We start from the raw sequence: 16,722 nt of genomic DNA on the forward strand, positions 1-16,722 counted from the left end.
TCCGGAATTGCGAAAACAAAGAGTTGGAGCGTTTCCGCGAAAGGCGGAAACACCAGGGCACCGGACCCGCGCCGCGCGCTCCGCGGATACCCGGCCTTGAAACAGGGCACGCCAATCAGAACCGGAGGAGAAGAAATGCTGAGGAAATCGTTGGTGGCCCTGGCCTTGGGCATTGCGTTTGCCGCGCCGGCACAGGCCAAGCCGAAATTCGTCTACCTGACGCAGACCGGCATCGACAACAGCTTCTGGCAATCGATCAAGAAAGGCATGGACGACGCCTGCGCCCAGTTCGACGCCGACTGTCAGCTGCTGTTCACCACGCCCAACGGCGACCTGCAGAAGCATCTGCAGAACCTGGAGACGGTGATCGAACAGGGTGTCGACGGCATCGTCACCGTCATCGTCAACGACGACCTCTATGACGAGGCCGTGAAGAAGGCGATCGACAAGGGCATCCCGGTCATCAGCGCCAATGTCGACGACACCAAGCGTGGCGACGGCAACGCCCGCCTCGCCTTTGTCGGCCAGGACCTTTTCCAGGCCGGTTACCTGCTGATGCAGGGCCTGTACAAGAAGATCCCCGAGGATCAGCCGGTGCATGCCCTTCTCGGTTTGTCCCGTCCGGGAGAAAGCTGGGCGGAAGACCGTATCGGCGGCGCGAAGAAATTCCTGGACGAGGCAAAGGCTGCCAATCCGAACCGCCAGATAGACTATGAGGTGATCGACTCGTCGAACGACATTTCGGTGACCGCGCAACGCATCTGCCAGTATGTGCAGGGCAAGCCGGAAACCAACGCCTATGTCGATGCCGGCTTCTGGGGTGCCGGTGCCGGCGAATGCCTGCGCGACCTCGGCATCAAGCCCGGCCAGCTCCACATGGCGACCTTCGACCTCGTGCCGGTCGTGCTCGACGAGATGAAGAAGGGCTATGTCGACCTGACGATCGACCAGCAGCCTTATTACCAGGGCTATCTGCCAATCCTGCAGCTGGCGATGATCAAGAAGTTCGGCCTGTCGGCCTTTGACGTGAACACCGGCAAGGCGCTGATCGAACCGAAGGATGTCGAAGCGGTCGAAAAATACGTCCAGATGGGGGTGCGCTGATCGGCCTGCCTTCCCTCGTCGACACAGCCTCCCGCTGAGGCGGGAGGCACGGAACCCTTCCGTTTTCACTGGAACGCGGAACCGATCCAATTCTTTGTTTTTCATGCAACTCCAGACGGAAGCCGCCACGCGTTTTCCTGGAATTACTCCAGCAAGGTTCAGCTCATGAACGTCAAGCTAAGATCCCTGATGGCACGTCCGGAGATGGCTGCGCTCGCCATCTTCCTCGTGCTCGTCGTCCTGTTCAGTTTCCTCAACGCCCGGTTCTTCACGACCGGCAACATGACCGTCTATCTGCAACCGATCCCCGAACTCGCAATCGTCGCCATCGGCATGACGATCCTGATCATCGCCGGCGAATTCGACCTGTCCGTCGGGTCCGTTTTCGGCCTGTCGCCCATGGTGACCGTGCTGCTGATGCAGGCCGGCTGGCCGGTGGCGGCCGCGATCCTGATCGGCCTCTTGGTGGCAGCGGCCATCGGCGTCGCCAACGGCCTGATGACGCTGCGGCTCAAGATACCCTCCTTCATCGCCACGCTTGGCATGCTGTTCATGGCGCGCAGCCTGGCCGTGGTGCTGGCCGGCGGCTTCCCGCCGATCTTCCCGCGCGAACTGGACGTATCGTGGCTGGTCGGACGTCTCGACCTCGGCATCGTCACACCGCGCGCCTCGCTGCTCTACATGATCGGCATCGCGCTGGCACTCGGCTTCGTGCTGCGACGCATGGATTTCGGCCACTGGATCTACGCGACGGGCGGCCAGCCGCAGGCGGCACGCGACATGGGCATCAAGACCGACCGGGTGAAGATGGCCTGTTTCGTGCTTTGCGCGACACTCGCGGGTTTCGCCGGCATCATCCAGAGTTTCCGCGTCAAGGTGATCGTGCCGAACCTCGGCACCGGGCTGGAGATGCAGGCGATCGCCGCGGCGGTCATCGGCGGCGTCGCGTTGACCGGCGGGGTCGGTTCGATCCTCGGCGCGATCGTCGGCACGCTGCTGATCGCGGTGATCGAGAACATCCTCGTGCTGAGCGGCGTCAACGCCAACTGGTTCATGTTCGCGGTCGGCGCGATGATCGTCATCGCCGTCGTTCTCAACACGCAGACCCGGCTCAAGGCCGAAAGCATGAAGGGAGCGTGAGATGAGCACCATCGCCAGCGAAATCGCACCCGTCATCACCGCGCAGCCATCGGCCAACCCGATCATCCGGTGCAGCAGCCTGCAGAAATGGTACGGCGCGGTGCATGCGCTCAAGGATGTCGACTTCCATGCCGAACGCGGCGAGGTCATCGGCCTGGTCGGCGACAACGGCGCCGGCAAATCGACGCTGATCAAGATCCTGTCGGGCGTGCATACGCAGGATAAGGGCCAGATCTTCATCGAAGGCAGCGAGGTCGCCATCACCGGACCGGAGGTCGCGATGCGCCTCGGCATCGAGACGATCTACCAGTACACGGCGATGGTCCCCGAGATGACGATCGCGCAGAACTTCTTCATCGGTCGTGAGCCGCTGAAGTTCGGCCGTCCCGGTCTCGGCGTCGTCGATCGCGACAAGATGCGGCGCGAATCCATGGAGGGGCTGAAGGGTGTGGGCCTGCACCTGCGTGGGCCCGACACGCCGGTGAAAGCGCTGTCCGGCGGCCAGCGCCAGGGCGTGGCGATCGCCCGCGCCATGCATTTCCGCTCCAAGGTGCTGATCCTCGATGAGCCGACGAACCATCTCTCGGTCAAGGAAACCAACAAGGTGCTGGACCACGTGGTCGAACTGAAGGCGCAGGGTGTCACCTCCATCTTCATCAGCCACAACCTGCATCACATCCACCCGATCTCCGATCGTATCGTTGCGATGGCGCGTGGCCAGAAGGTACTCGACGTGCCGCGCGACGACGTCAGCGTCGAAGAGATGACCCGCATCATCAGCTAGCCGGTGTCCCCCACCGGCCGCCGGCCGCTGGGGGCAGCGGCCGGCACCCCATTCGAAACGCATGCCAGGAGCCTTCCATGAAGCGGCCAAAGATCACCGATATCCGCGCAACAACAGTCACGGTTCCGCTCGAGGCGCCACTGCGCCATTCCAACGGTGCGCACTGGGGGCGCTTCGTGCGTACGATTGTCGAGATCGAAACCGACGTCGGCATCATCGGCCTTGGCGAGATGGGCGGCGGCGGCGAAAGCGCGGAAGCTGCGTTCCGTGCGCTGAAGCCCTATCTCGTCGGCCACGATCCGTTCGAGCTCGAGCAGTTGCGCTTCGCGATCTGCAATCCGACCGCCAGCCTGTACAACAACCGCACGCAGATGCATGCGGCGATCGAGTTCGCCTGCATCGACATCATCGGCAAGTTCCTGGGTGTGCCGGCCTATGACATCCTCGGCGGCAAGATGCGCGACATGGTGCCTTTCGCCAGCTACATGTTCTTCCGCCTGCCGAACAAGGATACCGGCGAGGGCGAGACGCGCACCGCCGACCAACTGATCGAACAGACCCTGGCGCTGAAGAAGAAATGCGGCTTCACCTCCCACAAGCTGAAAAGCGGCGTCTTCCCGCCCGACTACGAACTGGAGGTCTACCGCGCCTGGGCCAAGGCGCTGGGCGGCGACAGCGTACGTTATGATCCCAATGCCGCCTTCAGTGTCGAGGAGGCGATCCGTTTCGCGAAGGGCATCGAGGACCTGAACAACGACTACTACGAGGACCCGACCTGGGGTCTCAACGGCATGCGGCGCGTGCGCGAGAACACGTCGATGGCGCTGGCCACCAACACGGTGGTCATCAATTTCGAGCAGCTGTCGGCCAACATCCTCAATCCCGCGGTCGACGTCATCCTGCTCGACACGACCTTCTGGGGCGGCATCCGGCCCTGCATCAAGGCCGCCGGCGTCTGCGAGACCTTCCAGCTCGGCATCGCCGTCCACTCATCCGGCGAACTCGGCATCCAGCTGGCCACCATGCTGCATCTCGGCGCGGTGGTGCCGAACCTCGTCTTCCATGCCGACGCGCATTACCACCAGCTCGTCGACGACATCATCGTCGGCGGCCCGATGCAATATGTGAACGGCGCGATCGCAGTGCCGACAAAGCCCGGCCTCGGCGTCGAGATCGACCGTGACAAGCTCGGCAAGTATGCCGAACTCTACAAGTCGATCGGTGGCTACCCCTACGACCGCGACCCGTCCCGCCCGGGCTGGTTCTCGGTCGTGCCCAACACCCGCTGGGCAGACCCGCACGACAACCGGGTGGTGGAGTATTGACTGCCGAGGCGCGCGCAAGGTCGATAGGAGCACGCCATCATCCGAGAAAGCCTCGGCCGTTCACTTCAGCGGCCGCTTCTCCAGCTTCCGTGCCAATGTGCGGCGGTGCATTCCGAGCCGGCGCGCCGTCTCGGAAATGTTGAAGTCGGTCTCGACCAGCGTCTCGTGGATGCGTTCCCATTCGAGGTTCTTGATCGAGGTCGGGCGCTGCGACAGCGGCACGTCGACATCGCCCTCGGTCCTGCCGAAGGCGGCCTCGATGTCGTCGGTGTTGGCGGGCTTGGCGAGATAGTGGCTGGCGCCGAGCTTGATCGCCTCGACGGCCGTGGCGATACTGGCGAAGCCGGTGAGCACGACGATGCGGATCGACGGGTCGCGTCCGTGCAGCGCCTTGACGCATTCGAGGCCCGAGCCGGTGCCGAGTTTCAGGTCCACAACCGCGAATTCCGGCGTGCCCTGTTCGAGAAAGTCGGTGAGAGCCTGGACGCTGTCGCAGACATCGACATGGTAGCCGCGTTTCTCGAAAGAGCGTGCCAAAGTGCGCGCGAAAGCAGCGTCGTCTTCGACGATCACGAGCGAACGGTCAGATGCCATTTTCATCTCCTGCCGCCAGGGCATCGAGAGGCAATGTCAGCGTCACGCAAGCGCCTCGCCCGGTGTTGCGCGCGGTAACGGTTCCGCCGAGCTTCCTGATCACGTTGACGACCAGGAACAGCCCGAGCCCTCCACCCTCGCGCCCCTTGCTCGACATATAGGGCTTTCCGAGCGCCGCGAGTATCTCCTTGTCGAACCCTTTGCCGTGATCGCGGACCATCAGCACCAGGGCCTGCCCCTGCCGCCTGGCGGTGACGCCCACCCATTGCGGCGATGCCTCGAGCGCGTTGTCCAGCACGTTGAAGATGACCTGCTTGAGTGCCGCATCGGACACGATCGGCTCATCCGGTTCGAACTCGTTGTCGTAGTCGAGCTGCGCCGGCGACCTGTGATCGCGCCACTCGGCGACCAGCCCGTCGAGAAAGCCGCGCGCCGTGGTGTGGACGCTGCCCTCGCCGCGTGCCTGGCCGGACGACATCAATATGCCGGAGACGATGCGCTTGCAGCGGTCGAGCTGGGCCTGCATCTCGTCGACATCGCCAAGCAGTTCCGGATGCCGCGCGATGATGTCGGAATGGCGCCAGTCGCCGAGCAGCACGGAGATCGTGGAGAGCGGGGTGCCGAGTTCATGCGCGGCGCCCGAAGCCAGCAGACCCATGCGAACGATGTGGTCCTCCTCGGCCGACTGCTGGCGCAGGTCCGCCAGATAGGCGTCGCGTTCGCGCAGGTTGCGGTTGATGCGTGTCATGAACAGCACGATCAGCCCCGCCGCCAGGATGAAGCAGACGAACATGCCGCGAATGTGCAGGTCGAGGAGATCGCCGCCGTGATGCGACATCTCGATCGGCAGAAACACCATCGTCAGAAGCACGAAGCAGAGCGAGGCTGCAGCGACGAGCACCCATGTCGACCAGGGCGCCAGCAACACCGCGCCAAGCGTGATCTGCAGCAGATACAGCGAGACAAAAGGATTGGAAGCGCCGCCACTGAGGTAGAGCTGCGCCGTCAGCGCGGTCATGTCGAGCAGCAGCGACGCGAACAGGACGCCGTTCGACACCGGTCTTGCCATGCGCAGGAACAGCAGGCTGGCCAGGTTGAGGCCGACCAGCGAAAGCACGACGGCGGCCATTTCCGGCAGTGGCAGGTCGATTCCGAACCCCCACTCGATCGCCGCGATCGTGATCACCTGTCCCGCGACGGCAAGCCAGCGCAGCTGGATCAACAGAAGAAGGTTCTTCCTGTTGGTGGCATCCGGATTGAAAATGATCGTCCTCCCCAGAACGTTTCCGCTTGTCGCGGACCCGGTCGAGGCGTGTGTCTTCCAGCGTGGCGGCGGCGTCAAGGTCATCGGCGCTTCCCATCGGCGGCGTGATGCCGGCCGCGCAACAGGACAAAGCCCAATGCAGCCGAAAGCATGGCGGCAAGGCCGAACCATGTCAGCGCATAGACGAGATGGCTGTTGCGGAAGCTGACCACCGTCAGGCCGCCACGCGGCCAGGCATCATCGGCGATCGCATCCGCGTCCACGAAGAAGGGGGCGGCACCGGCAAGGCCGCGCGCGGCAGCGATGGCAGCGGCATCGCGTGAATACCAGCGATCATGGGCCGGATCGTTCTCGCGCAGAAAACCGCCACCCGGCTCGCTGATGCGCAACAGGCCGGTGACGGTGGTGGCGCCTTCGACGAGGCCGGCCTGCCGTGTGGCAGCAGCCTTGCGATCAGGCGGCACGAAACCGCGATTGACCAGGACGATGAAGCCTTCGTCGGTCCGGAACGGCGTCATCACCCAGAAGCCACCGCCCAAAGCCGTCACCGCCTGCGTGAACGTCTCGCGATCGTTGAGATAGGAGCCGCTCAGGCGCACCCGGCTGTATTCGTGTGTTTGTGGAGTGACGCCCGCCCATTCGGAAGGCCCTGGCACCGCGACCGCCGGTGCGTGGATACGCTGCTCGACGCGGGCGATGAGGTCCAGTTTCCACGCCCGTCGCTCGACCTGCCAGACGCCAAGGCCGACAAGGATGGCGATGCAAAGCAGCGAAAGCGCGAGGAACACGAAACGGATCACGGGTGAGCGCCGGGGGCGAAGCTCCCCCGCTTCTCTCGATCCGTTGCTGTTTTCGCCGACGTCGGTTCCCCCTGCGCCCTCGCCGGCGCTCACGGCATCTCGCTCATTTCGTGCAGCCCAGGCATCATGTTCGTGTTGAGATGATACATCACCCACAACGATCCGGTCAGCACGATCACCACCACGATGATGGTGAACATCATCGCCAGCATCGACCAGCCGCCTTCCGACGACGAGTTCATGTGCAGGAAGTAGATCATGTGCACGACGATCTGCACGACCGCGAAGACCATGATGACGATGGCGGCGGCCTGCTTGTTCTCGATCGCACCGGTCATGACCAGCCCGAACGGGATCGCCGTCAGGATGACGGACAGGACGAAGCCGGTCAGGTAACCCTTCAGCGAGGCATGGCCATGGCCGTCGTCATGCGTATCGTGGGCATGCGCGCTGTGGGCGTCATGCTTGTCATGGGCGGCGGCGGTATCGTGGTGTGCGCTCATCGCAGCATTCCCATCAGATAGACGAAGGTGAAGACGCCGATCCAGATCACGTCGAGGAAGTGCCAGAACATCGACAGGCACATCAGGCGGCGGCGGTTGGCCGCGATCAGGCCGCGCTGGCCGACCTGGATCATCAGCGTCACCAGCCAGATGATGCCGAAGGTGACGTGCAGCCCGTGCGTGCCGACCAGCGTGAAGAAGGCCGACAGGAAGCCGCTGCGCTGCGGCGTCGCCCCCTCGTGGATCATATGGGCGAATTCATAGAGTTCGATGCCGAGGAAGGCGAGGCCGAACAGGCCGGTCACGCCGAGCCAGATCTGCGTTGCGGCGACGCGGTTCTTCTCCATCGACAGCATGGCGAAGCCATAGGTGATGGACGACAAAAGAAGCATCGTCGTGTTGACCGCCACCAGCGACAGGTCGAACAGGTCCTTCGGCGCCGGGCCGGCGGCATAATTGGTGCCGAGCACACCATAGACGGCAAACAGGATCGCGAAGATGAGGCAGTCGCTCATCAGGTAGATCCAGAAGCCGAGCATGGTGCTGCCGCCCTCGACGTGGTCGTGCTCATCCTTCACATAGAAGGTCGGAACGGCTTTTTCGGCGGCCGTCACCGCGACGGCGCTCATGACCGCACCGCCAGGAGCTGGGTTCTCGCCTCTTCCGTGCGCGTGACTTCCTCGGCAGGAATATGGAAGTCGCGGTGGTAGTTGAAGGTGTGGCCGATGGCGACGACCAGCAGGGCGAAGAAGCCCACCGCCGCCAGCCACCAGATGTACCAGATCAGGGCGAAGCCGACGACGGTGCTGATCCCTGCCAGGATGACGCCGGTGCCGGTGTTCTTCGGCATGTGGATCGGGCGATAACCGGAGAGCGGCCGGCTGTAGCCGCGCTTCTTCATGTCCCACCAGGCATCGTTGTCATGCACGACCGGCGTGAAGGCGAAGTTGTAGGCCGGCGGCGGCGACGAGGTCGACCATTCGAGCGTGCGGCCATCCCAGGGATCTCCGGTGTCGTCGGCGAGCTTCTCGCGCCGCATGATCGAGACGAAGAACTGCAGCAGCATGGCGGCGATGCCGACCGCGATCAGGGCAGCACCCAGACCGGCGATGATGAACCAGATCTGCAGCGACGGATCGTCGAACACGCGCATGCGACGGGTGACGCCCATCAGGCCGAGGATGTAGAGCGGCATGAAGGCGAGCCAGAAGCCGACCACCCAGCACCAGAACGACACCTTGCCCCAGAACGGGTCGAGCTTGAAGCCGAACGCTTTCGGCCACCAGTAGGCGATGCCGGCGAACAGGCCGAACAGCACGCCGCCGATGATGACGTTGTGGAAATGCGCGATCAGGAACAGGCTGTTGTGCAGCACGAAATCGGCCGGCGGAACCGCCAGCAGCACGCCGGTCATGCCGCCGACCGTGAAGGTCAGCATGAAGGCCACGGTCCACATCATCGGCAGGTCGAAGCGGATGCGGCCGCGATACATGGTGAAGAGCCAGTTGAATATCTTGGCACCCGTCGGGATCGAGATGATCATCGTGGTGATGCCGAAGAACGAGTTGACGCTGGCGCCCGAGCCCATGGTGAAGAAGTGGTGCAGCCACACGAGATAGGACAGGACGGTGATGACGACGGTGGCGTAGACCATCGAGGTGTAGCCGAACAGCCTTTTGCCGGAGAAGGTCGACGTCACTTCCGAGAAGACACCGAACAGCGGCAGGATGAGGATGTAGACTTCCGGGTGACCCCATATCCAGATGAGGTTCACATACATCATCGGGTTGCCGCCGAAGTCGTTGGTGAAGAAGTTGGTGCCGACGTAGCGGTCGAGCGAGAGCAGCGCCAGCACCGCCGTCAGCACCGGGAAGGAGGCGACGATCAGCACGTTGGTGCAGAGCGAGGTCCAGGTGAAGACCGGCATCTTCATCAGCGACATGCCGGGTGCGCGCATCTTGACGATGGTGCACACCAGGTTGATGCCCGACAGGGTCGTGCCGACGCCGGCGACCTGCAATCCCCATATGTAATAGTCGACGCCGACCCACGGACTGTAGCCGATGTTGGAGAGCGGCGGATAGGCGAGCCAGCCGGTCTGCGCGAACTCGCCGACGAACAGCGAAGCCATCACCAGAACCGCGCCGCCGACCGTCATCCAGAAGCTGAAATTGTTGAGGAACGGAAACGACACGTCGCGTGCGCCGATCTGCAGCGGCACGACATAGTTCATCAGGCCGGTGACCAGCGGCATCGCCACGAAGAAGATCATGATGACGCCGTGGGCGGTGAAGATCTGGTCGTAGTGATGGGCGTTGAGGTAGCCCTCGGAACCGTTAAAGGCCATCGCCTGCTGCAGGCGCATCATGATGGCGTCGGCAAAGCCGCGCAGCAGCATGACGATGCCCAGCACCATGTACATGATGCCGATCTTCTTGTGGTCGACGGAGGTGAACCACTCCCGCCACAGATAGCCCCAGAGCCGGAACCAGGTGAGCGTGGCAAGCAACGCCACGCCGCCCAGCGCCACGACCGCGAAGGTCGCGACGACGATCGGTTCGTGCAGCGGGAATGCTTCCCAGGTCAGACGTCCGAAAAGGAAAGTGGTTTCCACGTTTTGCGGGACAGCCATGCGTCAGAGCCTTGAAGAAAGAGCGGGGACGTCGATTTGCGACATCGCGCCGGGCAGTTCGGGGCGCATCCACGGCCGGAGCATGCCGGCACCGCGGAGCGGAGAATGGTCCTTGGGACCGATGGCGTCGTCGCCGGCGGCGCGCGCCGCGCGGAACGCGGCTTCGGCTTCCTCGGCCGTGCAGATGGTGGCGACGTAGGATGGCCGCGGACCGAGGATCGAACCGCGACGGGCGAACTTGTCGTATTCGAGCGGCAAGGTGTTGTAGGCGCCTTCGAGGCCAAGCCCGCCCTTGGCGTTGATCGACATCATCTCGTTCATGCACATCTTGCCTGTTTCGACGCACATGTTGAGGATGGCCTGGTAGAGGTTGGGATCGACCGCGCCGTAACGGCGCACCGGCTCGTTCTCGCTCGGCCTTTCCAGCTCCAGATAGTGCGCCCGGTCCAGCGTCTGGCCGGCGGCCTTGGCCTTCGCCACCCACTGTTCGAAACCAGTCTCCGACTGGCCATGGAAATCGAAGCGCATGCCGGAAAAGCCGGCGCCGCTGTAGTTCGCCGAGAACCCCTTGTAGGTGCCTTCGTGGTTGATCACCGCGTGCAGCTTGGTCTCCATGCCGGGCATGGAATAGATCATGCCGGCGAGCGCCGGGATGTAGAAGGAGTTCATCACGCCGGACGAAGTGATGCGGAAATCGATCGGCCTGCCGACCGGTGCCGCCATCTCGTTGACCGCGGCAACGCCGTATTCGGGGTAGATGAAGAGCCATTTCCAGTCGAGCGACACGACCTCGACCCTGAGCGGCCTGTGCTCTTCGGTCACCGGTTGCCCGGGCGCGATGCGGTCGAGGCGGCGGTACGGATCGAGCAGGTGGGTGCCGAGCCAGGTCAGCGCGCCAAGGCAGATGATGATGAGCAGCGGCGCTGCCCAGATGACGAGTTCCAGCTTGGTGGAATGGTCCCAGTCGGGTGCGTAGGTGGCCGACGCATTGGACTGCCGATAGCGCCAGGCAAAGAGCACGATCAGCACCATCACCGGCACGATGATGATCAGCATCAGCAGCGTGGACACCACGAGCAGATCGCGCTGCTGCGCAGCAATGTCGCCGGCAGGCGCCAGCACCACGAAATCGCAGCCGCTGAGAATCACCGCCAGCGGCAGGATCAGCAGACTGGCGAGCCTGCGCCCGAGTCTATGTGAAGAGAACCAATGTGTGGACATGAAAGCGTCCGCCCGTCATTGTGCACTGCAAGATAGATGATGGAGTAGCCGAGCCGGACACGGCACCGACATTGGACAATTTGTCCAATCCCCCTGGAGAGTGCGATGCATCAAGATTTTAGGTGCACCGCGGCATGTCTCCGCGGCCTTGTTTTTTGCCGCATGATCCTCTTCCGGAAAGTCTGCAACTTTTTGCTTTGCGGACCTTCGGTTCGGGATCATGCTTCTGCACTGGGACGGCACCGCTGGGATGACTGAAGCCACACAAGCCGACGCGCACGGCGACCACCACGACGTCAATCCCGGCGACATCGCCGTCGGCGTCGTCATCGGCAGGACGTCGGAATTCTTCGACTTCTTCGTCTATGCGATCGCCTCGGTGATCGTGTTCCCGAAGCTGGTGTTTCCCAACAGCGACCCGCTGACGGCCACCGCCTACTCCTTCGCCATCTTCGCGCTCGCCTTCCTGACGAGGCCGCTCGGAACGATCCTGTTCATGGCCGTCGACCGCCGCTATGGCCGCAGCGCCAAGCTCACGATCGCGTTGCTGCTGCTCGGCACCTCGACCGTGGCCATCGCCTTCCTGCCGGGATATGCCACCATCGGTGCGGCCTCGGCCTGGCTGCTGGCGCTGGCGCGCATCGGCCAAGGCATCGCCTGGGGCGGCACCTGGGACGGTTTGCCGTCGCTTTTGTCGCTCAATGCGCCTGAGAACCGGCGCGGCCTCTATGCAATGGTGCCGCAGCTCGGTGCCCCGATCGGGCTGATCGTGGCCAGCACGCTGTTCGCCTTCTTCGTCGTCAACCTGTCGGCCGAGGACTTCTTCGGCTGGGGCTGGCGCTATCCGTTCTTCGTCGCTTTCGCCATCAACGTCGTTGCGCTGTTCGCCAGGCTGCGCCTTGTGGTGACGCCGGAATTCGCGCGCCTGTTCGAGAGCGGCGAACTCCAGCCGACACGTGTCCGCGAGACGATCAAGGCCGAAGGCCGCGTCGTCGGCATCGGCGCGTTCATACCGCTGGCGAGCTTTGCCCTGTTCCACATGGTGACGGTGTTTCCACTGTCGTGGGTGTTCCTGTTCACCAAGGAAGGTCCGGGTCGCTTCCTGCTGATCGAGGCGGGCAGCGCGGTGTTCGGCCTGCTGGCGATCGTCGCTTCCGGCCTGATCGCCGACCGCATCGGCCGGCGCTCGCTGCTGTTCAGCACGGCCATCGCGATCGCCGCCTTCAGCGGCTTCGCGCCGCAGCTTCTCGACGGCGGCACCGCGGGCGAGATCGCCTTCATGGTGCTGGGCTTCATCCTGCTCGGCCTCTCCTTCGGCCAGTCCTCCGGCGTGGTGGCTTCGCGTTTCTCGCGCCGCTACCGCTATACCGGCTCGGCCATCACATCCGACCTCGCCTGGATGTTCGGCGCCGGCTTCGCGCCGCTGGCGGCCTTGCTGCTGTCAGCTAATTTCGGCCTGATCTCGGCCGGCGCCTATCTGCTCTCCGGCGCCATCTGCACGCTTGTCGCACTGTGGATCGCCGGACAGGCTATCGACCGCGGCTGGCAGGAGAAAAGCTCGGCCGACTGACACCTGACGCGCTGCGATCCTGCAAGGAACGACATGCGCAAGATCGGGCGGCCGAGACGGGCAATCAGTCAAGGCGAGCCTTGCCTCCTGTCCTCACCCTACCGGATTGTCCAGGTTTCGTCTGACCACCTCAGAACTTGCCGACAACGTTGAGGAACACGCCCCTGTCGTCGAGCGTGAGGTCGCGAAGATCGTCGGAGAACCGGCCGAAATTGTAGCCCACGCCGACCTTGAAGTTCTCCCCGACGTGACGATAGAGCGCGACGAGTGCGCCATAGTCGACCGTGTCGGCCTCCGGCATCGCCAGGGCACGCGCTTCGACCAGCGCATCCCATTGCTTCACGATGTGCAGGTCGGCGCGCACGATGCCGAGATGCGCCGATGACCGTTGCCAGCCCTGATCGATGGCCACGTCGTTGCCGCTGACACGCTCGCGATAACGCACGTCGCCGATGCGGAAACCGTATTTGCCGCCGATCGAAAGCCACGGCACGAGATCGTAGGTGAAGTCCGCCGACAGTATGTGGCTGCGCTGCAGTGGCCCGAAACGGTCACCCGTCACGGCGCTGACCTGATCGTTGCCGGGCAGATCATAAAGCCAGGTGTATTTGAACAGGGCGTTCAGCCGGTCGTTGTCGACGGGACGGTAGGCGTAGCCGAGCGATGCCTCGACATAGTCGCCATCGCGGAAGGAGTTGATGCAGTTGTTGGCGATGATGCTGGCGTCGCAATTGCCGGATGCCGACCAGACACCCTCCAGATTTGCGAGCACGCGCCAGTTCGGGTCCGTCTTCCACGACAGGCCGGCAGCGAAGAGATAGGTGTTGACGTCGCCGCGGCCGGTGCTGGAACTGTCGAAGCGGGCCTCGCCGCGCACGCGGCCGGTGATGCCCGCTTCCTCATCATTGTAGCCGAGCGACATCGACACCGCCCTGCGGTTGAAACTGTCGCGCCGCTGGTACTGGCCGGTCTCCTTGCCGTTCTGGTCGAGGACGGCATAGATCCCGTCATCCTCGACCCGGCCTGCCTCGAAGGAGGCGTTGACTGTCCACATCGCGTCGGGCGTGTAGATGACGCCATAGGTCTGGTTCAGCGAACGCCGGCTGCCGAACATGTCGTAGCTGTCTTCGGAGAATGCCGACAAGGTGTCGTTGATCTTGCGCTTGACGCCGCCGACGATCTGGCCGCTGTCGCTACCGATCAGGTCATAATTGCGATCGAGATCGAAGGCACGGCTGGGGTCGAGCCTGTAGCCGATGTAATACTGGTCGTCGGCGGTGGGGTTGTATGTGATGGCGGCCAGGCCGCCGACACCGCCGGTGCCGTAGGAAATCTCGCCATTGAGGCCGATCTTCTCGGTCAGCTTGTATTCGGTGCCGACGCCGAAGCGGTCGTTGCGGTCGATGTCGCCGGAGCGGCTGATCGTCCCCTGGCCGAAGGCGTAATACAGCTGGTCGCTGTCGGGCCGGTATTCGACGCGCACGCCGCCATCGACCCTGTCGCCATTGTAGCCGGAACGGAAACCCGATCCCCGGGCCCGGAGCGGATCCGACAGTTCGGTGTAGGTGACGCCGAACGAAACCTTCCAGTATTCGTCCCACTGCCAGCTCAGCACGCCTTCGCCCTTGCGCTTGGAACGTGTCCTCAACGCGGGATCATCGATACCCGAAAGCGGTGCGACATAGCGATTGTAATCGTCGACCCGGTAGTCGTCATAGGTGACCTTGACCCCGACATCCTTGTTGACGGCGACATCGGCGAACGCGCCCCAGCTGCGCTCGTTGCCGTCCACCTGCGTGGACAGCGTCGAGAAGCCATCGTCCTTCTTTTCGAAATAGCCGCCGACGACGCCTTTCGGGCCGCCAGCGAACAGCTCGTCCACCGCCGCCTGGCCGCGCATGCGCCAGGCCATCGCGGAGTGGTCCCGCGATCCGGTGGTGGGAATGTCCTCGATGGAGAGACCGCCGTCGACCGAGCGCGAGGTGCCGAAACCCGGTCCCCTGGAGTGGGCAACCTCAGCCTCGAGGAAGGTGCGGTCCGACTGGCGCAGCTTGATGTCGGCGCCATAGGCGCGCTGGTGGGCCTCGCCGGTGTTCTCGTCCATGCCGGTCACGCCGACGCGGACCTTGTCGTTGATCCAGTGCTGGCCACGTCCGCCATAGACATAGCCGTCGACCTCGCCGACGGCCGGCGTGTATTCGTACTGGGAGATGATGTAGACCTTGTTGCCGCCCAGAGTCCCGTCGCGCACGGGATCGCTGGTGCCGGTCGTGGAGAAGATCGGCCGCGTCAGCAGCAGCGTGCCCTGCATGTAGTCGAACGAGTAGTCGTCGCCGTAGCGCAGGTTGCGCCGCTCCACCACCCGGCCGGTCACCGCATCACGGATCTCGAGCGTGATGGTTTCCGAGCCGATGGTGATGTCCTGGTGCTTCATCCAGTAGAAGGAGCCGCTGCCCAGGAATTCGTCGCGCTGCGGCAGCGTGTCGGGCTGCGCGGCATAGACGGTGGCTTCGGTCCTGCGCTCGCCGAAGGTGGTCGTCTCTTCCGAGCGGTAGACCGCGTTGGCGCCGTAGAGGCCGCGCTCGGAACGGATGAATTCCGTGCCGGTGATGCTCGTCTTGTAGTTGCCCCACATGACATGGCTGTCGCCGCGCTGCAGGCGGACATAGAACTTGCCCTTGGTCGGAGCGTCCTCGATGGCGGTCGAATCGTCGCCATAGACGGGATAGTAATCATCGGGGTCGAGACGGCGCAGCAACTGGCGCGGATCCTTCGAATCCAGCCCCTTGAACATGTTCTCGAACTTGTCGTTGCCGGTGTCGCCGGCGGCGGTGAGCAGGTATTTGCCCTGGATCTTGCCCTTCAGGTAGAAGGCCAGCCGTCCGTTGGTATAGACCTTGTCGTATTCGCCCGGCCGTACGTCCTCGATCTGGGGATCGCCGGAGCGTTTGCCGACAGTCAGGTCGGCGAGCGCGACATAGAACCAGTCATTGTTGGGGATGTTGATCTGGCGGCTGAAATTCAGCGCTCCGGTCTTGGCACCACCACGCACGGCGACATCGACGTCATGCTCGCCGGGCGGGAGGATGCGCTGCACGACGAAGGCCTGGTTCGGGTCGACCGGTATCGTCTCGCCCAGCGCCACCACCTGGTGGCCGGACGGCACGTTGCGGCCGAACACGGTGACGGCGCCACCGCGGATCGGGATGTTGCGCAGCGCCGTGCGATCCTCGCCCATGCCGGGTGCCGTCGCCTCGCGCGGCGCCACCGGCTTCAGGTCGGCATCGGTTCGCGCGATGGTCAGCGGCACCGTCTCGTCGTAGCGGCCCTGCGCGTCGTAGACACGCAACACGTAGAAATAGCCGACTTCCTTGCCGGTGTCGGGGTCGCGCTCATCCGGCATGACCCAGTTTCCCTCGCCGTTGATGGCGACAGGGAGCACCGCCAGCGCCGGCTCCCCTTCCCGCTTGTTCGTGCGATAGATGCGGATTTCCGAACGCTCGATGAAAGCCGGATAGTTGGCGGTGGCCAGGAAATCGATGCGCTCGCCTGCCTTGTAGACGCGGCGGATCGGCGTGGTGGAGATGTTGAGGGTCGGACGGCTCTCCAGCCCGTCATACTTGACCTGGATGTCGACGGCGTTGAGGCTGAGATCGGCCTTTCGCTGGGCGTCCACCGACTTGCCGGACGGTTTTGGCCGCGGTCCCTTGCGATTGTCCTTGTCTGAACGGGAGCCGGCTTCCCGGTTCTCCTGACGCAGGACTGCGGTCGACCTGCTCTCCATC

At 63.6% G+C, this 16,722-nt stretch carries 13 protein-coding genes; 5 read left to right on the forward strand and 8 right to left on the reverse strand.

Annotation, left to right across the window (positions count from 1 at the left end; genetic code table 11):
- Window positions 1–135: 135 nt before the first annotated feature.
- The 4 genes from ACFJIU_RS23625 to ACFJIU_RS23640 all read left to right on the forward strand — a co-directional run bounded on the left by ACFJIU_RS23625 (window position 136) and on the right by ACFJIU_RS23640 (window position 4,353).
- Window positions 136–1,104 (forward strand): sugar ABC transporter substrate-binding protein, encoded by a 969-nt coding sequence (locus tag ACFJIU_RS23625; protein WP_379064102.1) that lies wholly within the window; start codon window positions 136–138, stop codon window positions 1,102–1,104.
- Window positions 1,105–1,269: 165 nt separating this feature from the next.
- Complete coding sequence (locus ACFJIU_RS23630; RefSeq protein ID WP_379064104.1) at window positions 1,270–2,244, forward strand: ABC transporter permease; 975 nt, start codon at window positions 1,270–1,272, stop codon at window positions 2,242–2,244.
- A 1-nt stretch (window position 2,245) separates the two neighbouring features.
- Entirely contained in the window at window positions 2,246–3,028 is a 783-nt protein-coding gene (locus ACFJIU_RS23635) for an ATP-binding cassette domain-containing protein (protein ID WP_379064106.1), read from the forward strand.
- 77 nt (window positions 3,029–3,105) lie between these two features.
- Window positions 3,106–4,353, forward strand: coding sequence for an enolase C-terminal domain-like protein (locus tag ACFJIU_RS23640; protein WP_379064108.1), 1,248 nt, complete (start codon window positions 3,106–3,108; stop codon window positions 4,351–4,353).
- A 60-nt stretch (window positions 4,354–4,413) separates the two neighbouring features.
- On the opposite strand, the gene ACFJIU_RS23645 is transcribed toward ACFJIU_RS23640, so the two are convergent.
- Genes ACFJIU_RS23645 through cyoA form a run of 7 tightly spaced genes read right to left on the reverse strand, consistent with a single transcriptional unit; the run spans window position 4,414 to window position 11,367 of the window.
- Window positions 4,414–4,947 (reverse strand): response regulator transcription factor, encoded by a 534-nt coding sequence (locus tag ACFJIU_RS23645; RefSeq protein ID WP_379064110.1) that lies wholly within the window; start codon window positions 4,945–4,947, stop codon window positions 4,414–4,416.
- On the reverse strand, window positions 4,937–6,295 hold the full coding sequence (locus ACFJIU_RS23650) for an ATP-binding protein (RefSeq protein ID WP_379064112.1): 1,359 nt from the start codon (window positions 6,293–6,295) through the stop codon (window positions 4,937–4,939). Before ACFJIU_RS23650 ends, ACFJIU_RS23645 begins: the two co-directional genes overlap by 11 nt.
- The gene (locus tag ACFJIU_RS23655) at window positions 6,292–7,104 is read right to left on the reverse strand and encodes an SURF1 family protein (protein WP_379064114.1); all 813 of its coding nucleotides are present in this window, start codon (window positions 7,102–7,104) and stop codon (window positions 6,292–6,294) included. Before ACFJIU_RS23655 ends, ACFJIU_RS23650 begins: the two co-directional genes overlap by 4 nt.
- A complete protein-coding gene (gene cyoD, locus ACFJIU_RS23660; RefSeq protein ID WP_379064117.1) occupies window positions 7,101–7,514 on the reverse strand; it encodes a cytochrome o ubiquinol oxidase subunit IV in 414 nt (137 codons plus the stop codon). Before cyoD ends, ACFJIU_RS23655 begins: the two co-directional genes overlap by 4 nt.
- Window positions 7,511–8,143, reverse strand: a complete 633-nt coding sequence (gene cyoC / locus ACFJIU_RS23665; RefSeq protein WP_379064120.1) for a cytochrome o ubiquinol oxidase subunit III — start codon at window positions 8,141–8,143, stop codon at window positions 7,511–7,513. The genes cyoD and cyoC overlap by 4 nt, the downstream gene beginning before the upstream one ends.
- Window positions 8,140–10,146 (reverse strand): cytochrome o ubiquinol oxidase subunit I, encoded by a 2,007-nt coding sequence (cyoB, locus tag ACFJIU_RS23670; RefSeq protein WP_379064123.1) that lies wholly within the window; start codon window positions 10,144–10,146, stop codon window positions 8,140–8,142. Before cyoB ends, cyoC begins: the two co-directional genes overlap by 4 nt.
- A gap of 3 nt (window positions 10,147–10,149) precedes the next feature.
- The gene (cyoA, locus tag ACFJIU_RS23675; RefSeq protein ID WP_379064126.1) at window positions 10,150–11,367 is read right to left on the reverse strand and encodes a ubiquinol oxidase subunit II; all 1,218 of its coding nucleotides are present in this window, start codon (window positions 11,365–11,367) and stop codon (window positions 10,150–10,152) included.
- Window positions 11,368–11,617: 250 nt separating this feature from the next.
- Here cyoA and ACFJIU_RS23680 point away from each other — a divergent pair, with 250 nt between their 5' ends.
- A complete protein-coding gene (locus ACFJIU_RS23680; protein WP_379064129.1) occupies window positions 11,618–12,937 on the forward strand; it encodes an MFS transporter in 1,320 nt (439 codons plus the stop codon).
- Between the two features lie 130 nt (window positions 12,938–13,067).
- On the opposite strand, the gene ACFJIU_RS23685 is transcribed toward ACFJIU_RS23680, so the two are convergent.
- Window positions 13,068–16,721, reverse strand: coding sequence for a TonB-dependent receptor (locus tag ACFJIU_RS23685; protein WP_379064131.1), 3,654 nt, complete (start codon window positions 16,719–16,721; stop codon window positions 13,068–13,070).
- Window position 16,722: the final 1 nt, after the last annotated feature.

This window comes from Mesorhizobium sp. UC74_2, assembly GCF_042701485.1.
Taxonomy (GTDB): Bacteria; Pseudomonadota; Alphaproteobacteria; order Rhizobiales; family Rhizobiaceae; genus Mesorhizobium.

Excerpts from the sequence above, each read along its gene's own strand:
- cyoB (WP_379064123.1), bottom strand. The coding sequence starts at position 10,146 with ATGGCTGTCCCGCAAAACGTGGAAACCACTTTCCTTTTCGGACGTCTG.
- ACFJIU_RS23625 (WP_379064102.1), top strand. The coding sequence starts at position 136 with ATGCTGAGGAAATCGTTGGTGGCCCTGGCCTTGGGCATTGCGTTTGCC.
- ACFJIU_RS23630 (WP_379064104.1), top strand. The coding sequence starts at position 1,270 with ATGAACGTCAAGCTAAGATCCCTGATGGCACGTCCGGAGATGGCTGCG.
- ACFJIU_RS23685 (WP_379064131.1), bottom strand. The coding sequence starts at position 16,721 with ATGGAGAGCAGGTCGACCGCAGTCCTGCGTCAGGAGAACCGGGAAGCC.
- cyoD (WP_379064117.1), bottom strand. The coding sequence starts at position 7,514 with ATGAGCGCACACCACGATACCGCCGCCGCCCATGACAAGCATGACGCC.
- cyoA (WP_379064126.1), bottom strand. The coding sequence starts at position 11,367 with ATGTCCACACATTGGTTCTCTTCACATAGACTCGGGCGCAGGCTCGCC.
- ACFJIU_RS23650 (WP_379064112.1), bottom strand. The coding sequence starts at position 6,295 with ATGACCTTGACGCCGCCGCCACGCTGGAAGACACACGCCTCGACCGGG.
- cyoC (WP_379064120.1), bottom strand. The coding sequence starts at position 8,143 with ATGAGCGCCGTCGCGGTGACGGCCGCCGAAAAAGCCGTTCCGACCTTC.
- ACFJIU_RS23645 (WP_379064110.1), bottom strand. The coding sequence starts at position 4,947 with ATGGCATCTGACCGTTCGCTCGTGATCGTCGAAGACGACGCTGCTTTC.
- ACFJIU_RS23635 (WP_379064106.1), top strand. The coding sequence starts at position 2,246 with ATGAGCACCATCGCCAGCGAAATCGCACCCGTCATCACCGCGCAGCCA.
- ACFJIU_RS23680 (WP_379064129.1), top strand. The coding sequence starts at position 11,618 with ATGACTGAAGCCACACAAGCCGACGCGCACGGCGACCACCACGACGTC.
- ACFJIU_RS23640 (WP_379064108.1), top strand. The coding sequence starts at position 3,106 with ATGAAGCGGCCAAAGATCACCGATATCCGCGCAACAACAGTCACGGTT.